Source organism: Nocardiopsis suaedae (assembly GCF_027706745.1).
Classification (GTDB): Bacteria; Actinomycetota; Actinomycetes; order Streptosporangiales; family Streptosporangiaceae; genus Nocardiopsis_A; species Nocardiopsis_A suaedae.
In genome coordinates this window covers 65082-85399 of sequence record NZ_JAQFWP010000011.1, presented here as the reverse complement: position 1 = coordinate 85399, position 20318 = coordinate 65082, and the positions used below count along the sequence as shown (strand labels likewise).

19 protein-coding genes are annotated in these 20318 nt (G+C 72.3%); all 19 read right to left on the bottom strand.

Annotated features, from left to right (window positions below):
• Positions 1 to 3: 3 nt before the first annotated feature.
• The 19 genes from atpA to lysA all read right to left on the bottom strand — a co-directional run bounded on the left by atpA (position 4) and on the right by lysA (position 20301).
• The gene (atpA, locus tag O4U47_RS08215; protein WP_270677039.1) at positions 4 to 1644 is read right to left on the bottom strand and encodes a F0F1 ATP synthase subunit alpha; all 1641 of its coding nucleotides are present in this window, start codon (positions 1642 to 1644) and stop codon (positions 4 to 6) included.
• A 76-nt stretch (positions 1645 to 1720) separates the two neighbouring features.
• A complete protein-coding gene (locus O4U47_RS08210; RefSeq protein WP_270677037.1) occupies positions 1721 to 2527 on the bottom strand; it encodes a F0F1 ATP synthase subunit delta in 807 nt (268 codons plus the stop codon).
• A complete protein-coding gene (locus tag O4U47_RS08205) occupies positions 2527 to 3069 on the bottom strand; it encodes a F0F1 ATP synthase subunit B (protein ID WP_270677036.1) in 543 nt (180 codons plus the stop codon). The genes O4U47_RS08210 and O4U47_RS08205 overlap by 1 nt, the downstream gene beginning before the upstream one ends.
• A 41-nt stretch (positions 3070 to 3110) precedes the next feature.
• Positions 3111 to 3329: an ATP synthase F0 subunit C gene (gene atpE, locus O4U47_RS08200; protein WP_270677035.1), complete on the bottom strand. Its 219-nt coding sequence runs from the start codon at positions 3327 to 3329 to the stop codon at positions 3111 to 3113.
• A gap of 115 nt (positions 3330 to 3444) precedes the next feature.
• Positions 3445 to 4284 carry a F0F1 ATP synthase subunit A gene (gene atpB / locus O4U47_RS08195; protein WP_270677101.1) on the bottom strand — a complete coding sequence of 280 codons (840 nt, stop codon included), beginning with the start codon at positions 4282 to 4284 and terminating at the stop codon, positions 3445 to 3447.
• Positions 4285 to 4392: 108 nt separating this feature from the next.
• A complete protein-coding gene (locus O4U47_RS08190) occupies positions 4393 to 4611 on the bottom strand; it encodes a hypothetical protein (protein ID WP_270677034.1) in 219 nt (72 codons plus the stop codon).
• Positions 4612 to 4674: 63 nt separating this feature from the next.
• Positions 4675 to 5130 carry a hypothetical protein gene (locus O4U47_RS08185; protein WP_270677033.1) on the bottom strand — a complete coding sequence of 152 codons (456 nt, stop codon included), beginning with the start codon at positions 5128 to 5130 and terminating at the stop codon, positions 4675 to 4677.
• 242 nt (positions 5131 to 5372) lie between these two features.
• On the bottom strand, positions 5373 to 6518 hold the full coding sequence (locus O4U47_RS08180; protein WP_270677032.1) for a glycosyltransferase family 4 protein: 1146 nt from the start codon (positions 6516 to 6518) through the stop codon (positions 5373 to 5375).
• Positions 6519 to 6595: 77 nt separating this feature from the next.
• Positions 6596 to 7330 (bottom strand): L-threonylcarbamoyladenylate synthase, encoded by a 735-nt coding sequence (locus O4U47_RS08175; RefSeq protein WP_270677031.1) that lies wholly within the window; start codon positions 7328 to 7330, stop codon positions 6596 to 6598.
• A gap of 23 nt (positions 7331 to 7353) precedes the next feature.
• Complete coding sequence (prmC, locus tag O4U47_RS08170) at positions 7354 to 8211, bottom strand: peptide chain release factor N(5)-glutamine methyltransferase (protein ID WP_270677030.1); 858 nt, start codon at positions 8209 to 8211, stop codon at positions 7354 to 7356.
• On the bottom strand, positions 8208 to 9278 hold the full coding sequence (gene prfA, locus O4U47_RS08165; protein ID WP_270677029.1) for a peptide chain release factor 1: 1071 nt from the start codon (positions 9276 to 9278) through the stop codon (positions 8208 to 8210). Before prfA ends, prmC begins: the two co-directional genes overlap by 4 nt.
• A gap of 91 nt (positions 9279 to 9369) precedes the next feature.
• The gene (rpmE, locus tag O4U47_RS08160) at positions 9370 to 9579 is read right to left on the bottom strand and encodes a 50S ribosomal protein L31 (protein ID WP_270677028.1); all 210 of its coding nucleotides are present in this window, start codon (positions 9577 to 9579) and stop codon (positions 9370 to 9372) included.
• Positions 9580 to 9772: 193 nt separating this feature from the next.
• On the bottom strand, positions 9773 to 11044 hold the full coding sequence (locus O4U47_RS08155; protein ID WP_270677027.1) for a serine hydrolase domain-containing protein: 1272 nt from the start codon (positions 11042 to 11044) through the stop codon (positions 9773 to 9775).
• Positions 11045 to 11107: 63 nt separating this feature from the next.
• Positions 11108 to 12913, bottom strand: coding sequence for an L-lactate permease (locus O4U47_RS08150; protein ID WP_270677026.1), 1806 nt, complete (start codon positions 12911 to 12913; stop codon positions 11108 to 11110).
• A gap of 151 nt (positions 12914 to 13064) precedes the next feature.
• Positions 13065 to 15041, bottom strand: a complete 1977-nt coding sequence (rho, locus tag O4U47_RS08145; protein WP_270677025.1) for a transcription termination factor Rho — start codon at positions 15039 to 15041, stop codon at positions 13065 to 13067.
• Positions 15042 to 15424: 383 nt separating this feature from the next.
• Complete coding sequence (gene thrB / locus O4U47_RS08140) at positions 15425 to 16420, bottom strand: homoserine kinase (RefSeq protein ID WP_270677024.1); 996 nt, start codon at positions 16418 to 16420, stop codon at positions 15425 to 15427.
• Positions 16417 to 17475 (bottom strand): threonine synthase, encoded by a 1059-nt coding sequence (gene thrC, locus O4U47_RS08135; protein ID WP_270677100.1) that lies wholly within the window; start codon positions 17473 to 17475, stop codon positions 16417 to 16419. The genes thrB and thrC overlap by 4 nt, the downstream gene beginning before the upstream one ends.
• Positions 17476 to 17554: 79 nt before the next feature.
• Positions 17555 to 18853: a homoserine dehydrogenase gene (locus O4U47_RS08130; protein ID WP_270677023.1), complete on the bottom strand. Its 1299-nt coding sequence runs from the start codon at positions 18851 to 18853 to the stop codon at positions 17555 to 17557.
• Between the two features lie 56 nt (positions 18854 to 18909).
• Positions 18910 to 20301, bottom strand: coding sequence for a diaminopimelate decarboxylase (gene lysA, locus O4U47_RS08125; RefSeq protein ID WP_270677021.1), 1392 nt, complete (start codon positions 20299 to 20301; stop codon positions 18910 to 18912).
• Positions 20302 to 20318 lie beyond the last annotated feature (17 nt).

Below are 20318 nucleotides of genomic sequence, written 5' to 3'. Positions count from 1 at the left end.
CGGCTACTTCCCGGAGCCCTTGGCGACCTTGACGGACTCCTGGCCGACCTCGTCCTCGCCCAGCGCCTCGGCCTCCTCGGAGCCGAGGATCGATCCGGCGGAGGTCTGGAAGGTCTGCTTGAAGGCGGTGACCGCCTCCTTCAGCGCGGCCTCGGTCTCGTCCTCGAACTTGCCGCTCTCGCGGATGGCGTCCAGCACCCCGGCGTGCTCGCGGGCCAGGAAGTCGTGGAAGTCCGCCTCGAAGCGGCGCACGTCCTCGACCGGGACGTCGTCGATCTGGCCGGTGGTGCCCGCCCAGATGGAGACGACCTCCTTCTCCATGGCCAGCGGCTCGTACTGGCCCTGGCGCAGCAGCTCCATGAGCCGCTGGCCGCGCTCCAGCTGCTGCTTGGACACGGCGTCCAGGTCCGAGCCGAACGCGGCGAAGGCCTCCAGCTCGCGGTACTGGGCCAGGCCCAGCCGCAGCGAACCGCTGACCTTCTTCATCGCCTTGGTCTGCGCGGAGCCGCCCACACGGGAGACGGACACACCGACGTTGATGGCGGGGCGCTGGCCCTGGTTGAACAGGTCCGACTCCAGGAACACCTGGCCGTCGGTGATCGAGATGACGTTGGTCGGGATGTAGGCCGACACGTCGTTGGCCTTGGTCTCGATGATCGGCAGGCCGGTCATCGAGCCCGCGCCCATCTCGTCGGAGAGCTTGGCGCACCGCTCCAGCAGGCGGGAGTGCAGGTAGAACACGTCGCCCGGGTAGGCCTCGCGGCCCGGCGGGCGGCGCAGCAGCAGGGACACGGCGCGGTAGGCCTCGGCCTGCTTGGTCAGGTCGTCGAAGACGATCAGGACGTGCTTGCCCTCGTACATCCAGTGCTGGCCGATGGCCGAGCCGGTGTAGGGGGCGATGTACTTGAAGCCGGCCGGGTCGGAGGCGGGGGCGGCGACGATGGTGGTGTACTCCATCGCCCCGGCCTCCTCCAGGGCGCCCTTCACGCCGGCGATGGTCGAGCCCTTCTGCCCCACCGCGACGTAGATGCAGCGCACCTGCTTGTCCGGGTCACCGGACTCCCAGTTGGCCTTCTGGTTGATGATGGTGTCGATGCAGACCGCGGTCTTGCCGGTCTGCCGGTCGCCGATGACCAGCTGGCGCTGGCCGCGGCCGACCGGGGTCATCGAGTCGATGGCCTTGATGCCGGTCTGCATCGGCTCGCCCACGGGCTGCCGCTGCATCACGGTGGGGGCCTGCAGCTCAAGTTCACGGCGCTCGGTGGTCGCGATCTCACCCTGGCCGTCGATGGGGCGCCCCATGGGGTCGACCACGCGGCCCAGGAAGCCGTCGCCCACCGGCACCGACAGGACCTGGCCGGTGCGGCGCACCGTCTGGCCCTCCTCGATGCCGGTGAAGTCGCCCAGGACGATGGCGCCGATCTCGCCGATCTCCAGGTTCAGGGCCAGGCCCAGGGTGCCGTCCTCGAATTCGAGCAGCTCGTTCGCCATCGCCGAGGGAAGGCCACCGATGCGGGCGGTCCCGTCACCTGCGCTGGTGACGGTACCGACCTCCTCGCGCGCGGCGGCGTCGGGCTCGTACGACTGGACGAAGCGCTGCAGCGCGTTCCGGATTTCCTCCGGCCGGATCGTCAGCTCCGCCATCTCAGGTATGTCCTTGCTCTCGTATGGCGCCGCGTTGCCCGGCGCCGTGCGTCTTGCGTTGCGTGTATCCGTCGTTTCAGCCGGCCAGGCGGCGGCGGACCTCCGCGAGCCGCCCGGCGACGCTGCCGTCGATCACCTCGTCGCCGACCCGGATGGACAGGCCTCCGACGAGCTCGGGGACGACCTCGATGTTCAGGTGGATCTCCCGGCCGTAGGTGCGGGTGAGCACCGCTTGCAGCCGTTCCTGCTGGTCCTGGCTCAGCGGCGACGCCGTGCGCACCACGGCGATGAACCGCTGCGCGCGCTCGGCGACGACCTGGCCGAAGTACTCCAGGCCCTGTTCCAGGGTACGGCCGCGGGGGCGGGTGACCGACTCGGTGATCAGGGACAGCGAGGGGGCGCTGACCTTGCCCGAGAGCAGGTTCTCGACCAGGCTCCGCTTGTGCTCGGCGGCCACGCCCTCGCGGGTGAGGGCGGCCCGCAGCTCCGGCTGGGCCGCGACGATGCGCTCGAACCGGAAGAGCTCGTCCTCCAGTTCGTCGAGCCGGGTGCCCTCGGCGCCGGCGGCGGTCGCGTAGACCGCCATCCGCTCGGCGGCGTCGACCAGGTCGCGCGGGCGGGACCACTTGGCCCGGACGATGTCGCCGACCACGAGCACCGTGGACGGCGACACCTTGGACTCCAGCAGCCCGCCGATCAGCCCCGACTTGGCGTCGGCGTCGACGGCCTGGTCGGCCAGCATCCGCCGGAGCGAGTGCTCGCCCTCGAAGAGGGACACGACCTCGAAGAGCTCGTGCCCCAGCGTGGCGGCGTTGGCGGAGGGGAGGATCGCGTCCAGGCGCCGGGTCACCTCTTCCAGGGAGGTGCGGCTGATCCCACGCATCAGCGCACCTCGGCCCGGTCGCTGCTGTCGGCGCCCTGCTCCAGCTCCTCCAGGAACCGGTCCACGACGCGGGACTGCAGCCCGTCGTCGTTCAGCGACTCGCCCACGATGCGCGAGGCCAGATCGGTGGACAGGGTCCCGATCTCGGTGCGCAGCTGGGCGAACGCGTGCTGCCGGTCGGCCTCGATCTGCTGGTGCGCCGCCTCGATGATGCGGCGGGACTCGGCCTGGGCCTCCTCCCGCGCCTCCGCGATGATGGCGGCGCGCTGCTCCTTGGCCTTCTCCAGCTCCGCGGCGTACTGGCGGTGCGCCTCGTCGAGCTTCTCCCGGTACTGCTGGCGGATCTCCTCCGCCTCCGCCTCGGCCTTCTTCGCACGCTCGATGCCACCCTCGATCTGGTTGGCACGCTCGTCCAGAGCCGAGGTCAGCTTGGGCCACATCTTGTAGACGACGCCCAAGATGATGAGGAAGGCGATGGAGCCGAAGACGAACTCATCCCAGTGGATGCGCAGGATGTTCTCTTCCGCAGCCAATTCGATCATGGCTGGCATCTCCTTCGTAGTCGCGTTTCGTCAGCTGGCTACTACTGGCCCGACTGGATGAACGCGAGAACGAAACCGAGGATGGCCAGCGCCTCGACGACCGCGAAACCGAAGATCATCTGGCCCTGCAGGATGCCGCGGGCCTCGGGCTGGCGGGCGATGGCCTGCACGCCCATGCCGAAGATGAGGCCGACGCCGATGCCGGGGCCGATGGCGGCGAGACCGTAACCGATGGTCGCGAGGCTACCGGTGATTTCCATTCTGATTCCTCTTTACTCAGACACGCCGACGGGCATTTCGTGCCGTCGAACTGACGTTGATTACCGGACTGGGGTCGTAAAGCGCGCGCACGGGGCGGGCCGCCGGGGAGCGGTCCTAGTGCGCACCCTCCATGGCCTCACCGAGGTAAATGGAGGACAGCAGGACGAACACATAGGCCTGGACGGCCATGATGAAGAGCTCGAAGGCGGTGAACACCAGGAACCCGATCAGCGCGATGGCCGAGAAGCCCGTGGAGAGCAGGCCGAGCCCGATGTTGGGGGCGCCGAAGAGGTTGAACATGTACCAGCCGCCGGCGGCGAAGACCGCGAGCAGGAGGTGCCCGGCGAACATGGTCGCGAAGAGCCGGATCATGTGCGTGGCCGGGCGGATGATGAAGTTCGAGAGGGCCTCGATGGGCACCACGACCGGCAGGATCCACGCGGGGACGCCGCCGGGGACCAGCCGCGCCTTGAAGTGGCCGCCGACACCGTGCCTGCGGATGCCCACGGCGTTCCACAGCACGAAGACGAAGATCGCCAGGACCGCGGGGAAGGCCAGGTTGGAGGTCACCGGCAGCTGCAGTCCCGGGATGATCCCCATCACGTTCATCGTGAAGATGAACAGGAAGAGGGTCACCAGCAGGGGGATGAACTTGTCCCCCGCCTTGCCCATGGTGGTGCGGGTGATCTGGTCCCGGATGAAGCCGACGAACAGCTCGGCCAGGCTCTGGCCCCGGCTCGGCACCACCTTGGAGTTGCGGGTGGTGAAGTACCAGAACCCGGCGGAGATCAGCAGCGCGACGACCAGCACCAGTGTGTACTTGGTGATGCCGGAGGTGGCGGGCAGACCGAAGTCCAGCCAAGGGGTGGGGAAGAAGAGGTCCGTGCCGGGAGCTTCGAACTTGCAGCCGGGGTCGAAGAGGTGGCAGCCCTCCTCGGAGGCGGCGCTGTACATAACGTCAGCACTCACGGCGAACCCTTTCGTCGTGACGCAACTCAATCCTCGATTTATAGGGCCCTGCCGCGCTGCTCTCGGGGAGCCGCGGGCTACCGGGCTGGACGTTCAGGACCGGACGTACTGGGTGATGATCAGGTAGATCCCCCCGACCAGTCCCAGCAGCAGGCCGATGGGCAGGAACAGTGAGTCGAACCCGAGGGCCGAATCCACCCCCCAGCCGATGAGGCCCCAGAAGGCCAGGCCTCCCAGCAGATACGAGAGGACCGCGCCGGCGTTCGCGCGAGGCGGCTCCTCGCCGCCGACCGCGTCTGTACGCTCGTTCATCTCGTCGCTCCGGAAGATAGCAGGAGGTGATAACCGTTCGCACATCCCCCTGCCGGAAGGGGCTCACCGGCCCCCCTCGACCGGTTCGGCCTGCTCGGCCTCCGCCGGTTCGTCCTCGGACTCGGCGTCGGGGACCACGGTCGGCTGCTTGACCCGCCTGCTCGCCCACGCCTGCCCGCCGAGCCAGCAGATGACGCAGGCCAGCGCGGTGAAGGCGAAGGCGGTGTGGTCGAAGGCCGTGGACCCGCCGAAGAGCACCAGGACGACCGCCAGAACACCGACCTTGGTGGTGTAGACCAGGAATGCGACCGGCAGCATGAGCTGCGGGTTCTTCTCGCCCGTGCGGGCGATGACCCAGGCCGACACCACGAAGGCGCCCACGACGAGGAGGGTGCCGTACAGGGCGCCGAGGAGTCCGTGGACGCCTGCCGCCGCCGCGGCGGCGGCCATGCCGATCAGACCGGCGGCGGCCGTGGGAATCGCGGCGCCGCGGAGGATCCGGGCGTCGTGTTCCTGCATGTGCGGAGCTCCGGGATGTTCAGTGGGGTGCTTGCTCGTGAAAGCTATCACAAGGATTTCTGCACCCCGTCGCCTGGGACCTTTACCGCGAGCTTACCGTCGCCCGAGTTGTCCGGTTCCGGGGTACTGCTCCAGAGTAAGCGCTGCTCCCGGATGCTCCGCACCGCCCCCCGGGCTCAGCCCCCAGGCCCGGTGTGCCAGGAGTTCACAGAACCGATCACCGCACGTCGGCCCCTGTTGGGTCAGTGCCGGCCGGCGGCCGCGGCCCGGCGCCGGCGCAGCCGCGGCAGCGTGATCAGTCCCACGGCGCAGGCGGCTACCAATGTGGTCACGGCCAGCACGGTGAACGGCGAGTCCAGGACCGACAGCGACACCGAGGCGAAGGCGATGATCGCCGCCCACAGGTACATCAGCAGCACGGCCCGCTTGTGCGAGTGCCCCAGCTCCAGCAGCCGGTGGTGCAGGTGCTTCTTGTCCGGGGCGAACGGCGACTTGCCCGCCAGGGTGCGCCGCACCACCGCCAGCACCAGGTCGGCCAGCGGCAGCGCCAGCACCAGCAGCGGCAGCAGCACCGGCAGGAACGCGGCCAGCGAGTGGATGCCGCCCAGCCCCCCGGCCTCGGGGGCGGCCTGGCTCTCGGGCAGGAACAGCCCGGTCACCGAGATGGTGATGGAGGCCAGCAGCAGCCCCAGCAGCATCGACCCGGTGTCGCCCATGAACACCCGGGCCGGGTTGAAGTTGTGCAGCAGGAACCCCACGCACACCCCGACCAGGATGATCGCGATCATCGCGGGGTAGGACTGGCGGTCGAAGCCGCGGTCCACGGCGGCCACGTAGTAGTAGGCGAAGAACGCCAGCGACGAGATGGCGACGATGCCCGCGGCCAGGCCGTCCAGCCCGTCGGCGAAGTTGACCGCGTTGATGGTGACCAGCACCAGCAGCACCGACAGCACCGCCCCCAGCCAGGGGCCCAGGGAGAGCTGCATGCCGGGCAGCGGCAGCCAGAGCAGCTGCACCCCCTGGGAGACGAGGATCCCCGCGGCGGCGGTCTGCCCGGCCAGCTTGGGGACCGGCCCCATCCCCCAGCGGTCGTCGATGATCCCGATCACCGTGATCAGCCCGCCGCTGAGCAGCAGCCCGGCCCAGATCTTGGCCGTGTCGGTGCGGAAGACGTCCTGCAGGTGCGGCAGCTGCGCCGAGATCAGCAGCGCCGCGGCGAACCCGCCGTAGACGGCGATGCCGCCCATCCGCGGGATCGGCTCGGTGTGCACGTCGCGGTCGCGCACCGGGGGCACGGCCCCGACCGCGATCGCCGCCCGGCGCACGAAGGGGGTCAGCAGATAGGTGACCGCCAGGGCGATGACGAAAGTGAGCGCGTACTCACGCACGGCGTGACCGGAGGCCTTTCACGGAGCTGGCTGGCGGGAACGGCTTGCGGATGGGCACGAACCTAGCACCCCCGGCGTCACGGTGCGGACGCCTCGCCCGGCTCCGCCCCGTCGTTCTCCTGCGCGGGCCCGGACTCGGGCTCGGGTTCGGGCTTGCGCCGCGGCTTGGCCTCCCCGATCACCGTGCCGCACACCGCGCGCAGCTTCTCGATGGGGATGGCGCCCAGGCGCAGCACCCGCGGCACCGCGTAGGTCAGGTCGACGATGGTGGAGGGCACCGCCTCGGCGCAGGGGCCGCCGTCCAGGTAGACCGCGACGCTCTCGCCGAGCTGGGCCTCGGCCTCGGCGGCGGTGGTCGCCGCGGGCTCACCGGAGACGTTGGCGCTGCTGACCGCCATCGGGCCCGTCTCCTTGAGCAGCTCCAGGGCGACCGGGTGCATCGGCATGCGCACCGCCACGGTGCCCTTGGTGTCGCCCAGGTCCCAGGACAGGCTGGGGGTGGCCGTGCACACGATGGTCAGCGGCCCGGGCCAGAACTCCTCGATCAGGTCCTGGCCGTGCCCGCCCAGGTCGTCGATGAGGGCGTGCGCGGCGCGCACCGACCCCACCAGCACCGGCGGCGGCATGTCCCGCCCGCGCCCCTTGGCCTCCAGCAGCCCGGCCACCGCGGCGGGGCTGAAGGCGTCGGCGCCGATCCCGTACACGGTGTCGGTGGGCAGCACCACCCGCTCCCCCCGGCGCACGGTCGAGGCGGCGTCGGCGACCCCGTCCTTGCGCTCGGACTCCTGTGCGCAGTCGTAGCGGCGGCTCATCGGTCCCCTTCTCCCAAGCGTCCTCAGTCGTCGGCGCGGCGCATGGCCACGAACCGGTCCCGGCGGGCCAGGTCCTTGCGGTTGCGCACGTCGCGCCACCCCCGCTCCTCGGGGAAGAGCGGGGGGATGTCGATGCCCTGTCCGTCGCCGTGCTCGATGGCCATCGCGCCGCCGGGGCGCAGCAGCCGGCGGCCGACCGCCTCCAGGCCGCGGATGAGGTCCAGGCCGTCGGCCCCGGCCCACAGGGCGGGGGCCGGGTCGTGGTCGCGCACCTCCGGGGGGACGGTGCCGGCCTGGCCGGTGGGCACGTACGGGGGGTTGCTCACCACCATGTCCACCCGGCCGTCCAGCTCGGCCAGGGCGGTGCGCATGTCGGCGTGGTGGGCGGTGACCCGCTCCCCGTGGCCGGTGGCGTCGATGTTGCGCTCCGCCCAGGCCAGCGCCCCGGGGTCGAGCTCGACGGCGTGCACGCGCGAGCGCGGCACCTCCTGGGCGATGGAGATGGCGATGGCGCCCGAGCCGGTGCCCAGGTCGACCACGACGGGGTCGGCGACGTCCATGGCGCGCAGCGTCTCGATCGCCCAGTCGACCATGATCTCGGTCTCCGGGCGGGGGGTGAACACCCCGGGGCCCACCGCCAGCTCCAGGTAGCGGAAGTAGGCGCGGCCGGTGATGTGCTGCAGCGGCTCGCGGGCGGCGCGGCGGGCGACGCACTCCCAGTACAGGGCGTCGAAGTCGGCGTCGGCCACCTGGTGGAGCTCTCCTCGACGAACGCCGTGCACGAACGCCGCGAGCTCCTCGGCGTCGGTGCGGGGCGAGTCGACGCCCGCCTCGGCCAGCCTCAGCGTGGCGCGCGCGACTTCGTCGAGCAGGAAGTTCATGACTGGGCCTGCTCCAGCCTCTCGGTGGTGTCGGCGTCGATCAGGGCCTGCAGCACGCCGTCCAGCTCGCCGTCGAGGACCTGGTCGAGGTTGTAGGCCTTGTAGCCGACCCGGTGGTCGGAGATGCGGTTCTCCGGGAAATTGTAGGTGCGCACCCGCTCGGAGCGGTCCACGGTGCGGACCTGGCTCTTGCGCTCGGCCGCCGCCTCGGCGTCGGCGCTGGCCTGGGCCTCGGCGTACAGGCGGGCGCGCAGGATGCGCATCGCCTGCTCCTTGTTCTGCAGCTGGCTCTTCTCGTTCTGGCAGGAGACGACGATGCCGCTGGGCAGGTGGGTGATGCGCACGGCCGAGTCGGTGGTGTTGACGCTCTGCCCGCCCGGGCCCGAGGACCGGTACACGTCGATGCGCAGGTCGTTCTCGCTGATCTCGACCTCGATCTCCTCGGCCTCGGGGACCACCAGCACCCCGGCGGCCGAGGTGTGGATGCGGCCCTGGGACTCGGTGACCGGGACGCGCTGGACGCGGTGCACGCCGCCCTCGAACTTCAGGCGGGGCCACACGCCCTCGCCGGGCTCGGGGGCGCCGCCCTTGTTCTTGAAGGCGATGGTGATGTCCTTGTACCCGCCCAGGTCGGAGGCGGTGGAGTCGATCACCTCGGTCTTCCAGCCGCGGTTCTCGGCGTAGCGCAGGTACATCCGGACCAGGTCGCCGGCGAACAGGGCGGACTCCTCGCCGCCCTCGCCGGCCTTGACCTCCAGGATGACGTTCTTGTCGTCGGCGGGGTCGCGCGGGACGAGCAGCACGCGCAGCCGCTCGGTGAGCCGCTCGCGCTCGGCCTCCAGGCGGTCGGCCTCCTCGCCGAAGGAGCGGTCCTCGGCGGCGAGCTCGTGGGCCGCCTCCAGGTCGCTCTCCACCTGCTGGAGCTCGCGGTAGGCGGCGATGACGGGGGTGAGCTGGGAGTACCGCTTGCCCAGGGAGCGCGCGCGGCCCGGGTCGGCGTGCACGTCGGGGTCGGCGAGCTGCTGCTCCAGTTCGTAGTACTCGCCGAGGAGGTCGTCCAGCTTCACGTGTCGTCAGTCCCCATCGATAGCGCGGTCGGGTCTCAAGGCGCGGCGCCGGGACGCGCCGTCGCACGTCCCGGCGCCGCTGCGGCTGGCGCTACTTGCGCTTGCCGAAGCGCTTCTCGAAGCGGGCGACCCGGCCGCCGGTGTCCATGATCTTCTGCTTGCCCGTGTAGAACGGGTGGCAGGCGGAGCAGATGTCGGCGCGGATGGCGCCCTCGGTCTTGGTGCTGCGGGTGGTGAAGCTGTTCCCGCAGGTGCAGGTCACCTCGGTGACGACGTACTCGGGGTGGATCTCGGCCTTCACTGGGTCTCCTCGCTGTGCGGTCGCCGGACGCGCGCCACGGAAGGAACGCTGGACACGGGTGCAGAGGTCTGCGGCGCGCGGGAACCGGTACCGCCTCTCGGTCTCTCATACGGACCTGGCGTGCCCCTGCGCTGGGCAGAGGGGTTCCTTCCCCTACCAGTCTGCCAGAGAGTGCAACAAGAACCGACCGGGACTACTTCCCGCCGTCCTTGCCGCGGCCGGTTCCCGCGACGTCCTCGCTGGGGTAGTCCTCGGGGGTGGGCGAGGGCGAGGGGTCCCCGGGGGCGTCCTCGGGGCACATGGCCAGCTCGATCATGGCCCAGGCGGGCGGGTCGGGGTCCTCGCGGTAGCGGGCCTGGAAGACGGTCAGGTCGCGGTCCTCGGAGTGGACGGTCCAGGTGCGGTGGCCGGGGATGTTGCCGGGGTGCATCCACACCCGGGTGCCGCATTCCAGGGTGTAGGAGCGCGGGCCGAGGGCGTACCCGTAGTCGCCGGCGTTGTAGGCCTGGACGGTGAGCATCTCCTCCAGCACCTCCGCGCCGAGCACCTCGCCGTCGAGCAGGGCGCGCCAGTAGGTGTTGATGTCGCTCACGGTGGAGACGACCTGCGCGGTGCCGTACCAGCGGGAGGTGTCGAAGGAGGTGACGTCCTCGGCGGTGTGCCCGCCCGCGCCGTCGGAGACCCAGGCGTAGCCGTGCATGGACGGCGCGGGCACGCCGGTGCCGGTGGGGATGGAGGTCTCGGTCAGCCCCAGGGGGTCCAGGATGCGCGCCTGGACCTCCTCCCGGTAGGGGTTGCCGGTGACCTTCTCGATGACCAGGGCGGCCAGCACGTAGTTGGTGTTGGAGTACTCCACGTCGGAGCCGGGAGGGAACACCGGGTCGTGCTCGTTGGCGATCTCCACCAGCTCTTCGGGGCGCCAGGCCCGCCCGGGGTCGCTGCGCACGCTGGGCATGGACTTGTTGTAGCTGTACAGCCCGCTGGTGTGGCTGAGCACCATGCGCAGGGTGATCCGGTCGCCGCCGTCGACCAGCCCGGGCAGCACGTCCTCCAGGGTGTCGTCGAGGCGGACCCGGCCCTCTTCGACGAGCTGCAGCACGGTGGCGGCGACGAACGGCTTGGAGATGCTGGCCACGCGGAAGTGCGCCTGCGGGTCGACGGGGACGTCGGTGGACAGGTCGGCCACGCCGGCCACGCCGCTCCAGGAGTCGCTGCCGCCCTCGCCGTGCTCGACGTACTCGGCCACGGCGCCGCTGGCCGACCCCCCGGCCACGGTCTCGTTCAGCGCGCGCTGCAGCGCCAGACGGCGCTCGGCACTGATGCGCGGCGGCTCGGGGGGCGGGGACGAGGCGGACGGCGCCGGGGCGTCGGCATCGGAGGACCACGGGGCGGCGACGAGCACGCCCCCGGCGGCCAGCGCGACCGCGCACACTCCCGCGGCGGCGGCCCATCTCTTCTTGTCCATCGGGTGGCATGGAAGCACGGAACCGGGGTTTTGGCGAACCGCCGTGCGGGTAGGAAAAAGCGGCTATCCCCCGCCCCCTGCGGTCGCGCGTGCCGCCGCCTCGGCCTTGTCCCGGCGGCGCAGCAGCACCACCGCCGCGGCCAGCGCGAGCAGGAGCGCCGCCAGTTGGACGGCCCCCGCGTTCACGCCCGCCCCGTAGGCGAAGAGATAGGCCAGCGCTCCCGACGCCAGCAGGTAGTACGTGAGCGGTATCACGGTCTGCCGGATCAGGTCGCCCTCCCGCCCGGCCAGGCCGACCACCGCGGACGCGGCGACGACGTTGTGCACCGTGATCATGTTCCCGGCCGCGCCGCCGACCGCCTGCGCGGCCACCACCGTGGGCGGCGCGGCGCCGATCTGCTCGGCGGTGGAGAACTGGAACAGGGAGAACATCAGGTTGGAGACGGTGTTGCTGCCGGCGATGAACGCGCCGAGCGCGCCGATCCACGGGGCCAACAGCGGCCAGGCGCCGCCGCCGATGGCGGCCGCCCCCTCGGCGAGGGTGAGCGGCATGCTGGCGAGCCCGGCGCCGGAGAACTCCTCGCCGCTGTTGATGAAGACGCGCACCAGCGGCACCGCGAACAGCAGCGCCACCGCGGCCCCGGCGAGCTGGCCCCCGGCGGTGCGCCACGAGGCGGCGATGCGGCGCCCGCTCATCCGGTGCAGGGCGTAGGTGGCCAGGCAGACGGCGATGAACGCGGCGCCCGGGGAGTAGAGCACCGGCACCGCCTCGCCGATGCCGGTGCCGAGGATGTCGTCGGCGCCCAGCTCCACGCCCTCCAGCCACTCCTTGGCGGGGGTGATCATCCGGGTGGCGATGAGGACGGCGGCCACCAGGAGGTAGGGCGCCCAGGCGCGGAGCAGGCCGATGCGGGGGCCGTCGCCGTCCGCGGGCGCGGCGTCGGGCACCAGGCGCCCGGTCCAGCGCTCCTCCCACTCGGAGCGGGGCGGGAAGTCCCACGGCTCCTTGGGCATCAGGAACCCGGCGCGGGCCGCGGTGACGACGATCAGCAGCCCGGTCAGGCCGCCGAGCAGGGAGGTGAACTCCACGCCCAGGAAGGCGTTGTACAGGACCGAGGGAACCACCATGGCCAGGGCGGCGAACAGGGCGAAGGGCCACACGGCCAGGCCGTCGGTGAAGCGGCGGCGGCCGCCGTAGAAGCCGCACAGCATGCAGCACAGGAAGACCGGGACCAGGGTTCCGGTGAGGGCGTGCAGCAGCGCCGTCTGCAGGCCGATGCCGTCGACGAGGGCGGTGAAGGAGGTGCCGGCCGCGGCGGTGTGCGCCTCGACGTTCGGCGCGCCCTCCAGGCCGCCGCTGACGCCCACCAGGATGGGCGTGCCCACGGCGCCGAAGCTCACCGGGGTGCTCTGAATGATCAGGCCGACCATGACCGCGGCCATGGCGGGGAAGCCCAGGGCGAGCAGCAGCGGGGCGACGACGGCGGCGGGGGTGCCGAAGCCGGAGGCGCCCTCGATGAAGCTGCCGAACAGCCAGCCGATGATGACCGCCTGCACGCGGCGGTCGGGGCTGATGCCGGTGAAGGTGGCGCGGACGGTGGCGATGGCCCCGCTCTGGGTGAGCGTGGCCAGCAGGAGCAGGGCGCCGAAGACGATGTAGAGGAGTCCGGCGGCCAGGATCAGCCCCTGGACGCTGGAGGCGGCGATGACCGTCGCGTCCACGTCCCAGACGAGGGCGGCCACGGCCACGACCACCGCGTACCCGGCGGGCATCGCGTACTTGGCGGGCCAGCGCAGCCCCACCAGCAGGACGCCGACGGTCAGAACGGGGGCCAGGGCGAAGAGGCTGAGCAGGGCGAGGTCGTCCATCCAGGCAACTCCCGGGGGGGGCTGGAGTACACCGTATACACGAGCTGGAAGGATGCTAAGCCCGCCGTGTGGGCCCCGTAAAGGCGCCGGGACGCGAAAAGGCGGCCCTCCCGCGAGGGGGAGGGCCGCCCGGGCGCTCGGCCGGCGCGGTCTAGTCGCCCCCGGGGCTGGTCTTCTGCACCTGCATCAGGAACTCCGCGTTGCTCTTGCTGTCCTTCATCTTGTCCAGGAGCAGCTCGACCGCCTGCTGGGTGTCCAGCGCGTGCAGCACCCGGCGGAGCTTCCAGATGATGGACAGCTCCTCCTGGGACATGAGGATCTCCTCCTTGCGGGTGGAGGAGGCGTCCACGTCCACGGCCGGGAAGATGCGCTTGTCGGCCAGGGACCGGTTGAGCTTGAGCTCCATGTTGCCGGTGCCCTTGAACTCCTCGAAGATGACCTCGTCCATCCGCGAGCCGGTGTCCACCAGCGCGGTGGCCAGGATCGTCAGCGAGCCGCCGTTCTCGATGTTGCGGGCCGCGCCGAAGAACCGCTTGGGCGGGTACAGCGCGGTGGAGTCCACACCGCCGGACAGGATGCGCCCGCTGGCCGGGGCGGCCAGGTTGTAGGCGCGGCCCAGGCGGGTGATGGAGTCCAGCAGCACGACCACGTCCAGGCCCATCTCCACCAGGCGCTTGGCGCGCTCGATGGACAGCTCGGCCACGGTCGTGTGGTCCTCGGCCGGGCGGTCGAAGGTGGAGTGGATGACCTCCCCCTTGACCGTGCGCTGCATGTCGGTGACCTCTTCGGGCCGCTCGTCGACGAGGACGACCATGAGGTGGCACTCGGGGTTGTTCTCGGTGATCGCGTTGGCGATGGACTGCAGCACCATCGTCTTGCCCGCCTTGGGCGGGGACACGATCAGGCCGCGCTGCCCCTTGCCGATCGGCGCGACCAGGTCGATGATCCGCGTGGTCAGCACGTTCGGCTCGGTCTCCAGGCGGAGCCGGTCCTGCGGGTACAGCGGGACGAGCTTGGAGAACTCGGGGCGGTTGCGGGCCTGGTCGGGCGCCATCCCGTTGATGGTGTCCAGGCGCACCAGCGCGTTGAACTTCTCGCGGCGCTCGCCCTCGCGGGGCTGGCGCACCGCGCCGGTGATCGCGTCGCCCTTGCGCAGGCCGTACTTGCGCACCTGGGCCAGCGAGACGTAGACGTCGTTGGGCCCGGGCAGGTAGCCGGTGGTGCGCACGAACGCGTAGTTGTCCAGGATGTCGAGGATCCCGGCGACCGGCAGCAGGACGTCGTCCTCGCTGATCACCGGCTCGGTGTCCGGACGGTCGCGGCCGCGGCGGTCGCGCCGGTCCCGGCGGCGCCCGCGGCGGCGCCCGCCGCCGGAGTCGTCGTCGGCGTTCTGCCGGCCGCCCTGGCCGCCGGAGCCGCCGTGCTGCTGGCCGCCGTCGCCGTGGCCCTCGGCGGGGCCGTCGTCGCGCCCGCCCCGGTTGCGGCGGTTGCGCTGGCGCTCGCGGCCCTGCTTGCGGCCCTCGCCGCCGTCGGGGCCGCTCTTCTGGGAGGTGCTGGAGGTCTTCACACTGCTCGCGGAGGTCGGGGTCTCGGTCGCTTCCGCGGCCGCCGGGGCCTGCTCGGCCTCGTCGGAACGGCGCCGCGCCGAGCGGCGGCCGCGGCCCGCGGTGTCCTTGTCGGCCTTGGGGCCGTCCTGCTCGGTGCTCTTCTCGGTGCTCTTCTCGGCGCCCTTCTCGGCGCCCTTGCCGCCGCCCCCGGCGGCCCGGCCCTTCTTGGCGGACCCTCCGGCGGAGCCCTTCTCCGGGGCGTCCTTCGGCGCGTCCTTGGGCGCGTCCTTGCGGTCGGCCTGGGGGGCGGCCACCGGGCCGCCCTGCTTGGCCTCGATGGCGGCGATGACGTCGTTCTTGCGCATCCGCCCCGTGCCGGTGATGCCCAGGCTCGACGCGAGCCGCTGGAGCTCGGTGAGCTTGAGCGCCGACAGCCCGGTGGCGCCGGATCCGGCCCGGGACCGGGACGGGCCGCTCTTGGCGGCGCGTTCCGCGCCGTCGCCGGCGTCCGCAGCGGGCGCGGTGGAATCGTCGTTGGTGCTGACCGCCGCGTCCGTGTGGAGTTCGGTGGTGTCGCTCACTAAGGGTCCTTCCCAAGGAGCGGGCTCGTGCCGTTGTCATGTCAAGAACGGCCGGCCCGGTGGTGCGAACCGGCGGGGGCCGGGTCGGGCGTGCCCCACGTGGTTGTCGGGAACCGTCGGTCGGCGCCCTTACCCAATCGCGGCGGGCTCTGGGTACAGCCAGACGTCGGGGCGGTGAGCTCGATGGTTCGTCCCGCGGACCGTTCTGTCGCTCTCGCCGGGCGAGGACGGCGCCTCGGTGGGATGGGCGGGGCCGCGGGGGCGACGTGAGCTCGACACGGGGGCCGGCCCGCGTGGCGCGGAGGTCCCTGTGGCGGATGAGCACACGCCCCGCAACGGGGCATCTGGTGCTACGACCAGCCTAACATCACCGGAGCCCAAGGCTATTCCTCGACACTGGTCAATGAACGGGGAGAACTGATCCGCACCCCAGCCGGATCGATTGCTAAGGGGCGTATGTGCCAAGCCGTACCCGTTCGGGCGCGAATCGAATCAACCGCATCCCGATGGATTTGCCCGACATCGCCCGCCACTGGGGCGTTTCGGGCACCGGTGCCCCCATCGGCGGCGAGCACCAGCACGGTGGGCCCCGCGCCGGAGACCACCGCGGCCAAGCCGTCCCGTCCGCGCAGGTCGGCGGCCAGACGGGCGCTCTCGGGCATGGCGGCGGCACGGTAGCGCTCGTGCAGGCGGTCCTCGGTCGCCTCCAGGAGCAGCTCGGGGTGGCCGGAAACGGCCGCGGTGAGCAGCGCCGCCCGGCCCGCCGTGAACGCGGCGTCGGCGTGCGGCACCTCGGCCGGCAGCAGCCCGCGCGCGGCCTCGGTGGACAGTTCGGCGTCCGGGACGCACACCACCGGCCGCAGCCGCGGGTCGGGCTCCAGGCGCAGCGCCCGCCAGGCCCCGCGCCCGCCCCAGGACAGGGTGAACCCCCCGTACACGCAGGGGGCCACGTTGTCGGGGTGGCCCTCGATGTCGGCGGCGGTGCCGAACACCCAGTCCCGGTCGACGTCCCCGTCCGGCCCCACCCGCCCCGCCAGGGCGGCGGCGGCCGCGACCCCGGCGGTGATCGCCGAGGCCGACGAGCCCAGCCCGCGCCCGTGCGGGACGGCGTTGCGGCAGCGCAGCTCCACGCCCGGGGGCCGCTCCCCCGCGGCCTCCCAGGCGGCGCGGAAGGCGCGGGCGACGAGGTGTCCCGGCCCCTCGGGCACCGTCCCGGCGCCCTCGCCCTCGACCGACACGCGCACCCGCCCGTCGTCGCGGACGCGGGCCTCGACCTCGTCGTGCAGGTCCAGGGCCAGCCCCATGGCGTCGAAGCCGGGGCCCAGGTTGGCGCTGGTGGCCGGGGTGAGCACGCGCACCCCGGCGGGCGCGGCGCTCACGCCAGGCCCAGGGCGCCCGCGGCGGCGCGGGCGTCCACCGGGACCGTGGTCGCCGACGAGGCGCCGGCCAGCGCCCAGTCGGGGTCCTTCAGGCCGTTCCCGGTCACCGTGCAGACCACCCGGGAGCCGGGCGCGACGCCCCCGGCCTCGGCGCTCTGCAGCAGCCCGGCGACGCTGGCGGCCGAGGCGAGCTCCACGAAGACGCCCTCCTCGGCGGCGAGCATCCGGTAGGCGGCCAGGATCTGCCGGTCGGTGACCGAGGCGATGGCCCCGCCGGACTCGTCCCGGGCCTGCTCGGCGGTCTGCCAGGAGGCGGGGTTGCCGATGCGGATCGCGGTGGCGATGGTGCGCGGGGAGCGCACCGGCTCGCCGCCGACGATCGGCGCGGCGCCGCTGGCCTGGAAGCCGAGCATGCGCGGGGTGCCGGTGGCGGGGCCCTCGGCGGCGAACTCCTTGTAGCCCATCCAGTAGGCGGTGATGTTCCCGGCGTTGCCCACCGGCAGGCAGTGCACGTCGGGGGCGTCGCCCAGGGCGTCGACCACCTCGAAGGCGGCGGTCTTCTGGCCCTGCAGCCGGTAGGGGTTGACCGAGTTGACCAGCGCCACCGGGTAGTCCACCGACAGCTTGCGCGCCAGCTCCAGGCAGTCGTCGAAGTTGCCGTCGACCTGCAGCAGCTTGGCGCCGTGCACGAGCGCCTGGGCGAGCTTGCCCATCGCGATCTTGCCCTGCGGCACCAGCACCGCGCAGGTCATGCCGGCGCGCACCGCGTAGGCGGCGGCGCTGGCGCTGGTGTTGCCGGTGGAGGCGCAGATGACCGCCTGCGCCCCGTCCTCGGCGGCCTTGCTGATGGCCATCGTCATGCCGCGGTCCTTGAAGGAGCCGGTGGGGTTGAGGCCCTCCACCTTCAGGAAGACCTCGCAGCCGGTCAGCTCCGACACCCGCCGCGCCGGTACCAGCGGGGTGCCGCCCTCCTGGAGGGTGACCACCGGGGTGTTCGCCGTGACGGGGAGGCGGTCGCGGTACTCCTCGACCACCCCGCGCCACGCCCGTGCCATGCTCACGACAGGGACCTCTCGCGATCAGAAGTGATTGATCAGAAGTGATACGGAAAACGCGGGAACCCGCGCCAGCAGTCTAGATGCCCGTACCGAGCGCCTCGACCCGCATGACGCTGGCCACCGAGCGCACCTCGTCCAGGGCGCGCAGCCGCTCCACGGTGGCGTCCAGCGCCGCGTCCGGGGCGGGGTGGCTGACCAGGACGAGCTGGGCGTCGTCGCCGCGCCCCTCCTGGCGCACGTTCATGATGGACACCCCGTTCTCGGCGAACACCTCGGCCACCCGGGCCAGCACGCCGGGCCGGTCGGCCACGTCCAGGGACAGGTGGTAGCGGGTGACGGTGGCGCCCATCGGGTGCACCGGCAGGCCGGTGTCGTGCGCGCCCTCGCCCACCGAGGTGGCGGCGAGCCGGTTGCGGCCCACCGCGACCAGGTCGCCGAGCACGGCGCTGGCGGTGGGGGCGCCCCCGGCGCCGGCGCCGTAGAACATCAGCCGCCCGGCCGACTCGGCCTCCACGAACACGGCGTTGTAGGCGCCGCCGACGGTGGCCAGCGGGTGCTCGCGGGGCAGCATGGCCGGGTGCACGCGCACCCCGACCGAGGCGCCGTCCTCGGAGAGCTGGCAGATCGCCAGGGGTTTGACGACGCAGCCCATGGCCTTGGCGCTGGCGATGTCGGCGGCGGTCACCCCGGTGATGCCCTCGCGGTGCACGTCGGCGGCGGTGACCTGCCGGGTGTGGAAGGCCAGCCGGGCCAGGATGGCGGCCTTGGCGGCGGCGTCGAAGCCCTCCACGTCGGCGGTGGGGTCGGCCTCGGCGTAGCCCAGCGCCTGGGCCTCCTCCAGGGACTCGGCGAACCCGGCGCCCTGGGCGTCCATCCGGTCGAGGATGAAGTTGGTGGTGCCGTTGACGATGCCCATGACGCGGCGGACGCGGTCCCCGGCCAGCGAGTCGCGCAGCGGCCGCAGCAGCGGGATGGCCCCGGCGACGGCGGCCTCGTAGAACACGTCCACCCCGGCCTCGCGGGCGGCGTCGTGGATGGTGGCGCCGTCCTCGGCGAGCAGCGCCTTGTTGGCGGTGACCACCGACTTGCCGGCCTTGATCGCCGACAGCAGGAGCGAGCGGGCCGGCTCGATCCCGCCGATCACCTCCACCACCAGGTCGATGTCGTCGCGCGTGACGAGGGACGCGGCGTCGGTGGTGAACAGCTCGGGGTCCAGGCCCGTGCCGCGGGAGCGGCCCAGGCGCCGCACCGCGATCCCGCCGATCTCGACGGGCGTGCCGATGCGCGCGGCGAGCTCCTCGGACTGCTCGTCGATCAGGCGGACGACTTCAGCACCAACGACGCCGCATCCGAGCAGCGCCACCTTCATCGCCATAGGGGGGTGACTCCCACTTCTCTCATGTGCTTCTGCGGTTCCTGTTCCTGTCCCGGTCAGCCCTGGTCGAGGCGGAGCAGGTCCTCCTCGGTCTCGCGGCGCACCAGCGTCCGGGACGCCCCGCCGCGCACCGCGACCACCGCCGGGCGGGGCAGGTGGTTGTAGTTGCTGGCCATCGAGTGGCAGTAGGCGCCGGTGGCGGCCACCGCGACGAGGTCGCCGGGGCGCAGGTCCCGGGGCAGGTACAGGTCGTTCACGATGATGTCGCCGCTCTCGCAGTGCTTGCCGACCAGGCGGGAGAGCATCGGCTCGGCGGAGCCGGCGCGGGAGGCGGGGGCGCAGGTGTACTCGGCGCCGTACAGGGCGGTGCGGATGTTGTCGCTCATGCCGCCGTCGACGCTGACGTAGGTGCGGATGCCCTCGACGTCCTTGACGGTGCCGACGGTGTAGAGGGTGACCCCGGCGGGCCCGGCGACGGCGCGGCCGGGCTCGACCGACAGCCGCGGGACCGGTAGGCCCCCGGCCTCGCACTCGCGGGCGACGATGGCGCTGAGGCTCTGCGCGATGTCCTTGGCGGCCAGCGGGGTGTCGGCGGGGGTGTAGGCGATGCCCAGACCGCCGCCCAGGTCCAGTTCGGACAGGGTGGCGCCGGTGTCGGCGTGGATGCGGGCCAGGAACGCGGCGACGCGGCGGGCGGCGACCTCGAAACCGGCGGTGTCGAAGATCTGCGAGCCGATGTGCGAGTGCAGGCCGACCAGCTCGGCGTGGTCGGATTCGAGCAGGCGCCGCACGGCGCGCTCGGCGGCGCCGGTGCTCAGCGCCAGGCCGAACTTCTGGTCGTCGTGGGCGGTGGCGACGAACTCGTGGGTGTGCGCCTCCACGCCGGTGGTGACGCGGACCAGCACCCGGGGGCGGGCGCCGCGGTCGGCGGCGATGCGCTCGAGGCGGTCGATCTCGTCGAAGGAGTCGACGATGATGCGGCCCACCCCGGCGTCCACGGCGCGGGCCAGCTCGGCCCCGGACTTGTTGTTGCCGTGCAGGCCGATGTCCTCGGGAGGGAACCCGGCGGCCAGGGCGACGGCGAGCTCGCCGCCGCTGCACACGTCGAGCTTGAGCCCCTCGTCCCGGACCCACCCGGCGACGGCCTTGGTGAGCAGGGCCTTGCCGGCGTAGTAGACGTCGGCGCCGACGGCGGCGAAGGAGTCGCGGAACTCGCGGGCGCGGGCGCGGAAGTCCTCCTCGTCGAGGATGAACAGCGGGGTGCCGTATTCGCGGGCCAGGTCGGCGGCCGGGATCCCGCCCAGCACGATCTCCCCGCCGGCGCGGTGGGCGCCGCCGGGCCACACCCGCGGGTCGAGGGCGTAGAGGACGTCGGGCGGGGCGGGCGGGTGGTCCTCGGGCAGCACGTCCGCGTGGCGGGGGCCTGCGGGGTGGGCGTAACGGCTCATGTACGGCTCTCGGCGGT

What these genes read in the sequence shown, in the direction of transcription:
- atpA (WP_270677039.1), bottom strand. Translation starts at nt 1,644, where the DNA reads ATGGCGGAGCTGACGATCCGGCCGGAGGAAATCCGGAACGCGCTGCAG.
- O4U47_RS08210 (WP_270677037.1), bottom strand. Translation starts at nt 2,527, where the DNA reads ATGCGTGGGATCAGCCGCACCTCCCTGGAAGAGGTGACCCGGCGCCTG.
- O4U47_RS08205 (WP_270677036.1), bottom strand. Translation starts at nt 3,069, where the DNA reads ATGATCGAATTGGCTGCGGAAGAGAACATCCTGCGCATCCACTGGGAT.
- atpE (WP_270677035.1), bottom strand. Translation starts at nt 3,329, where the DNA reads ATGGAAATCACCGGTAGCCTCGCGACCATCGGTTACGGTCTCGCCGCC.
- atpB (WP_270677101.1), bottom strand. Translation starts at nt 4,284, where the DNA reads ATGTACAGCGCCGCCTCCGAGGAGGGCTGCCACCTCTTCGACCCCGGC.
- O4U47_RS08190 (WP_270677034.1), bottom strand. Translation starts at nt 4,611, where the DNA reads ATGAACGAGCGTACAGACGCGGTCGGCGGCGAGGAGCCGCCTCGCGCG.
- O4U47_RS08185 (WP_270677033.1), bottom strand. Translation starts at nt 5,130, where the DNA reads ATGCAGGAACACGACGCCCGGATCCTCCGCGGCGCCGCGATTCCCACG.
- O4U47_RS08175 (WP_270677031.1), bottom strand. Translation starts at nt 7,330, where the DNA reads ATGAGCCGCCGCTACGACTGCGCACAGGAGTCCGAGCGCAAGGACGGG.
- prmC (WP_270677030.1), bottom strand. Translation starts at nt 8,211, where the DNA reads ATGAACTTCCTGCTCGACGAAGTCGCGCGCGCCACGCTGAGGCTGGCC.
- O4U47_RS08155 (WP_270677027.1), bottom strand. Translation starts at nt 11,044, where the DNA reads ATGGACAAGAAGAGATGGGCCGCCGCCGCGGGAGTGTGCGCGGTCGCG.
- O4U47_RS08150 (WP_270677026.1), bottom strand. Translation starts at nt 12,913, where the DNA reads ATGGACGACCTCGCCCTGCTCAGCCTCTTCGCCCTGGCCCCCGTTCTG.
- thrC (WP_270677100.1), bottom strand. Translation starts at nt 17,475, where the DNA reads ATGGCACGGGCGTGGCGCGGGGTGGTCGAGGAGTACCGCGACCGCCTC.
- O4U47_RS08130 (WP_270677023.1), bottom strand. Translation starts at nt 18,853, where the DNA reads ATGGCGATGAAGGTGGCGCTGCTCGGATGCGGCGTCGTTGGTGCTGAA.
- lysA (WP_270677021.1), bottom strand. Translation starts at nt 20,301, where the DNA reads ATGAGCCGTTACGCCCACCCCGCAGGCCCCCGCCACGCGGACGTGCTG.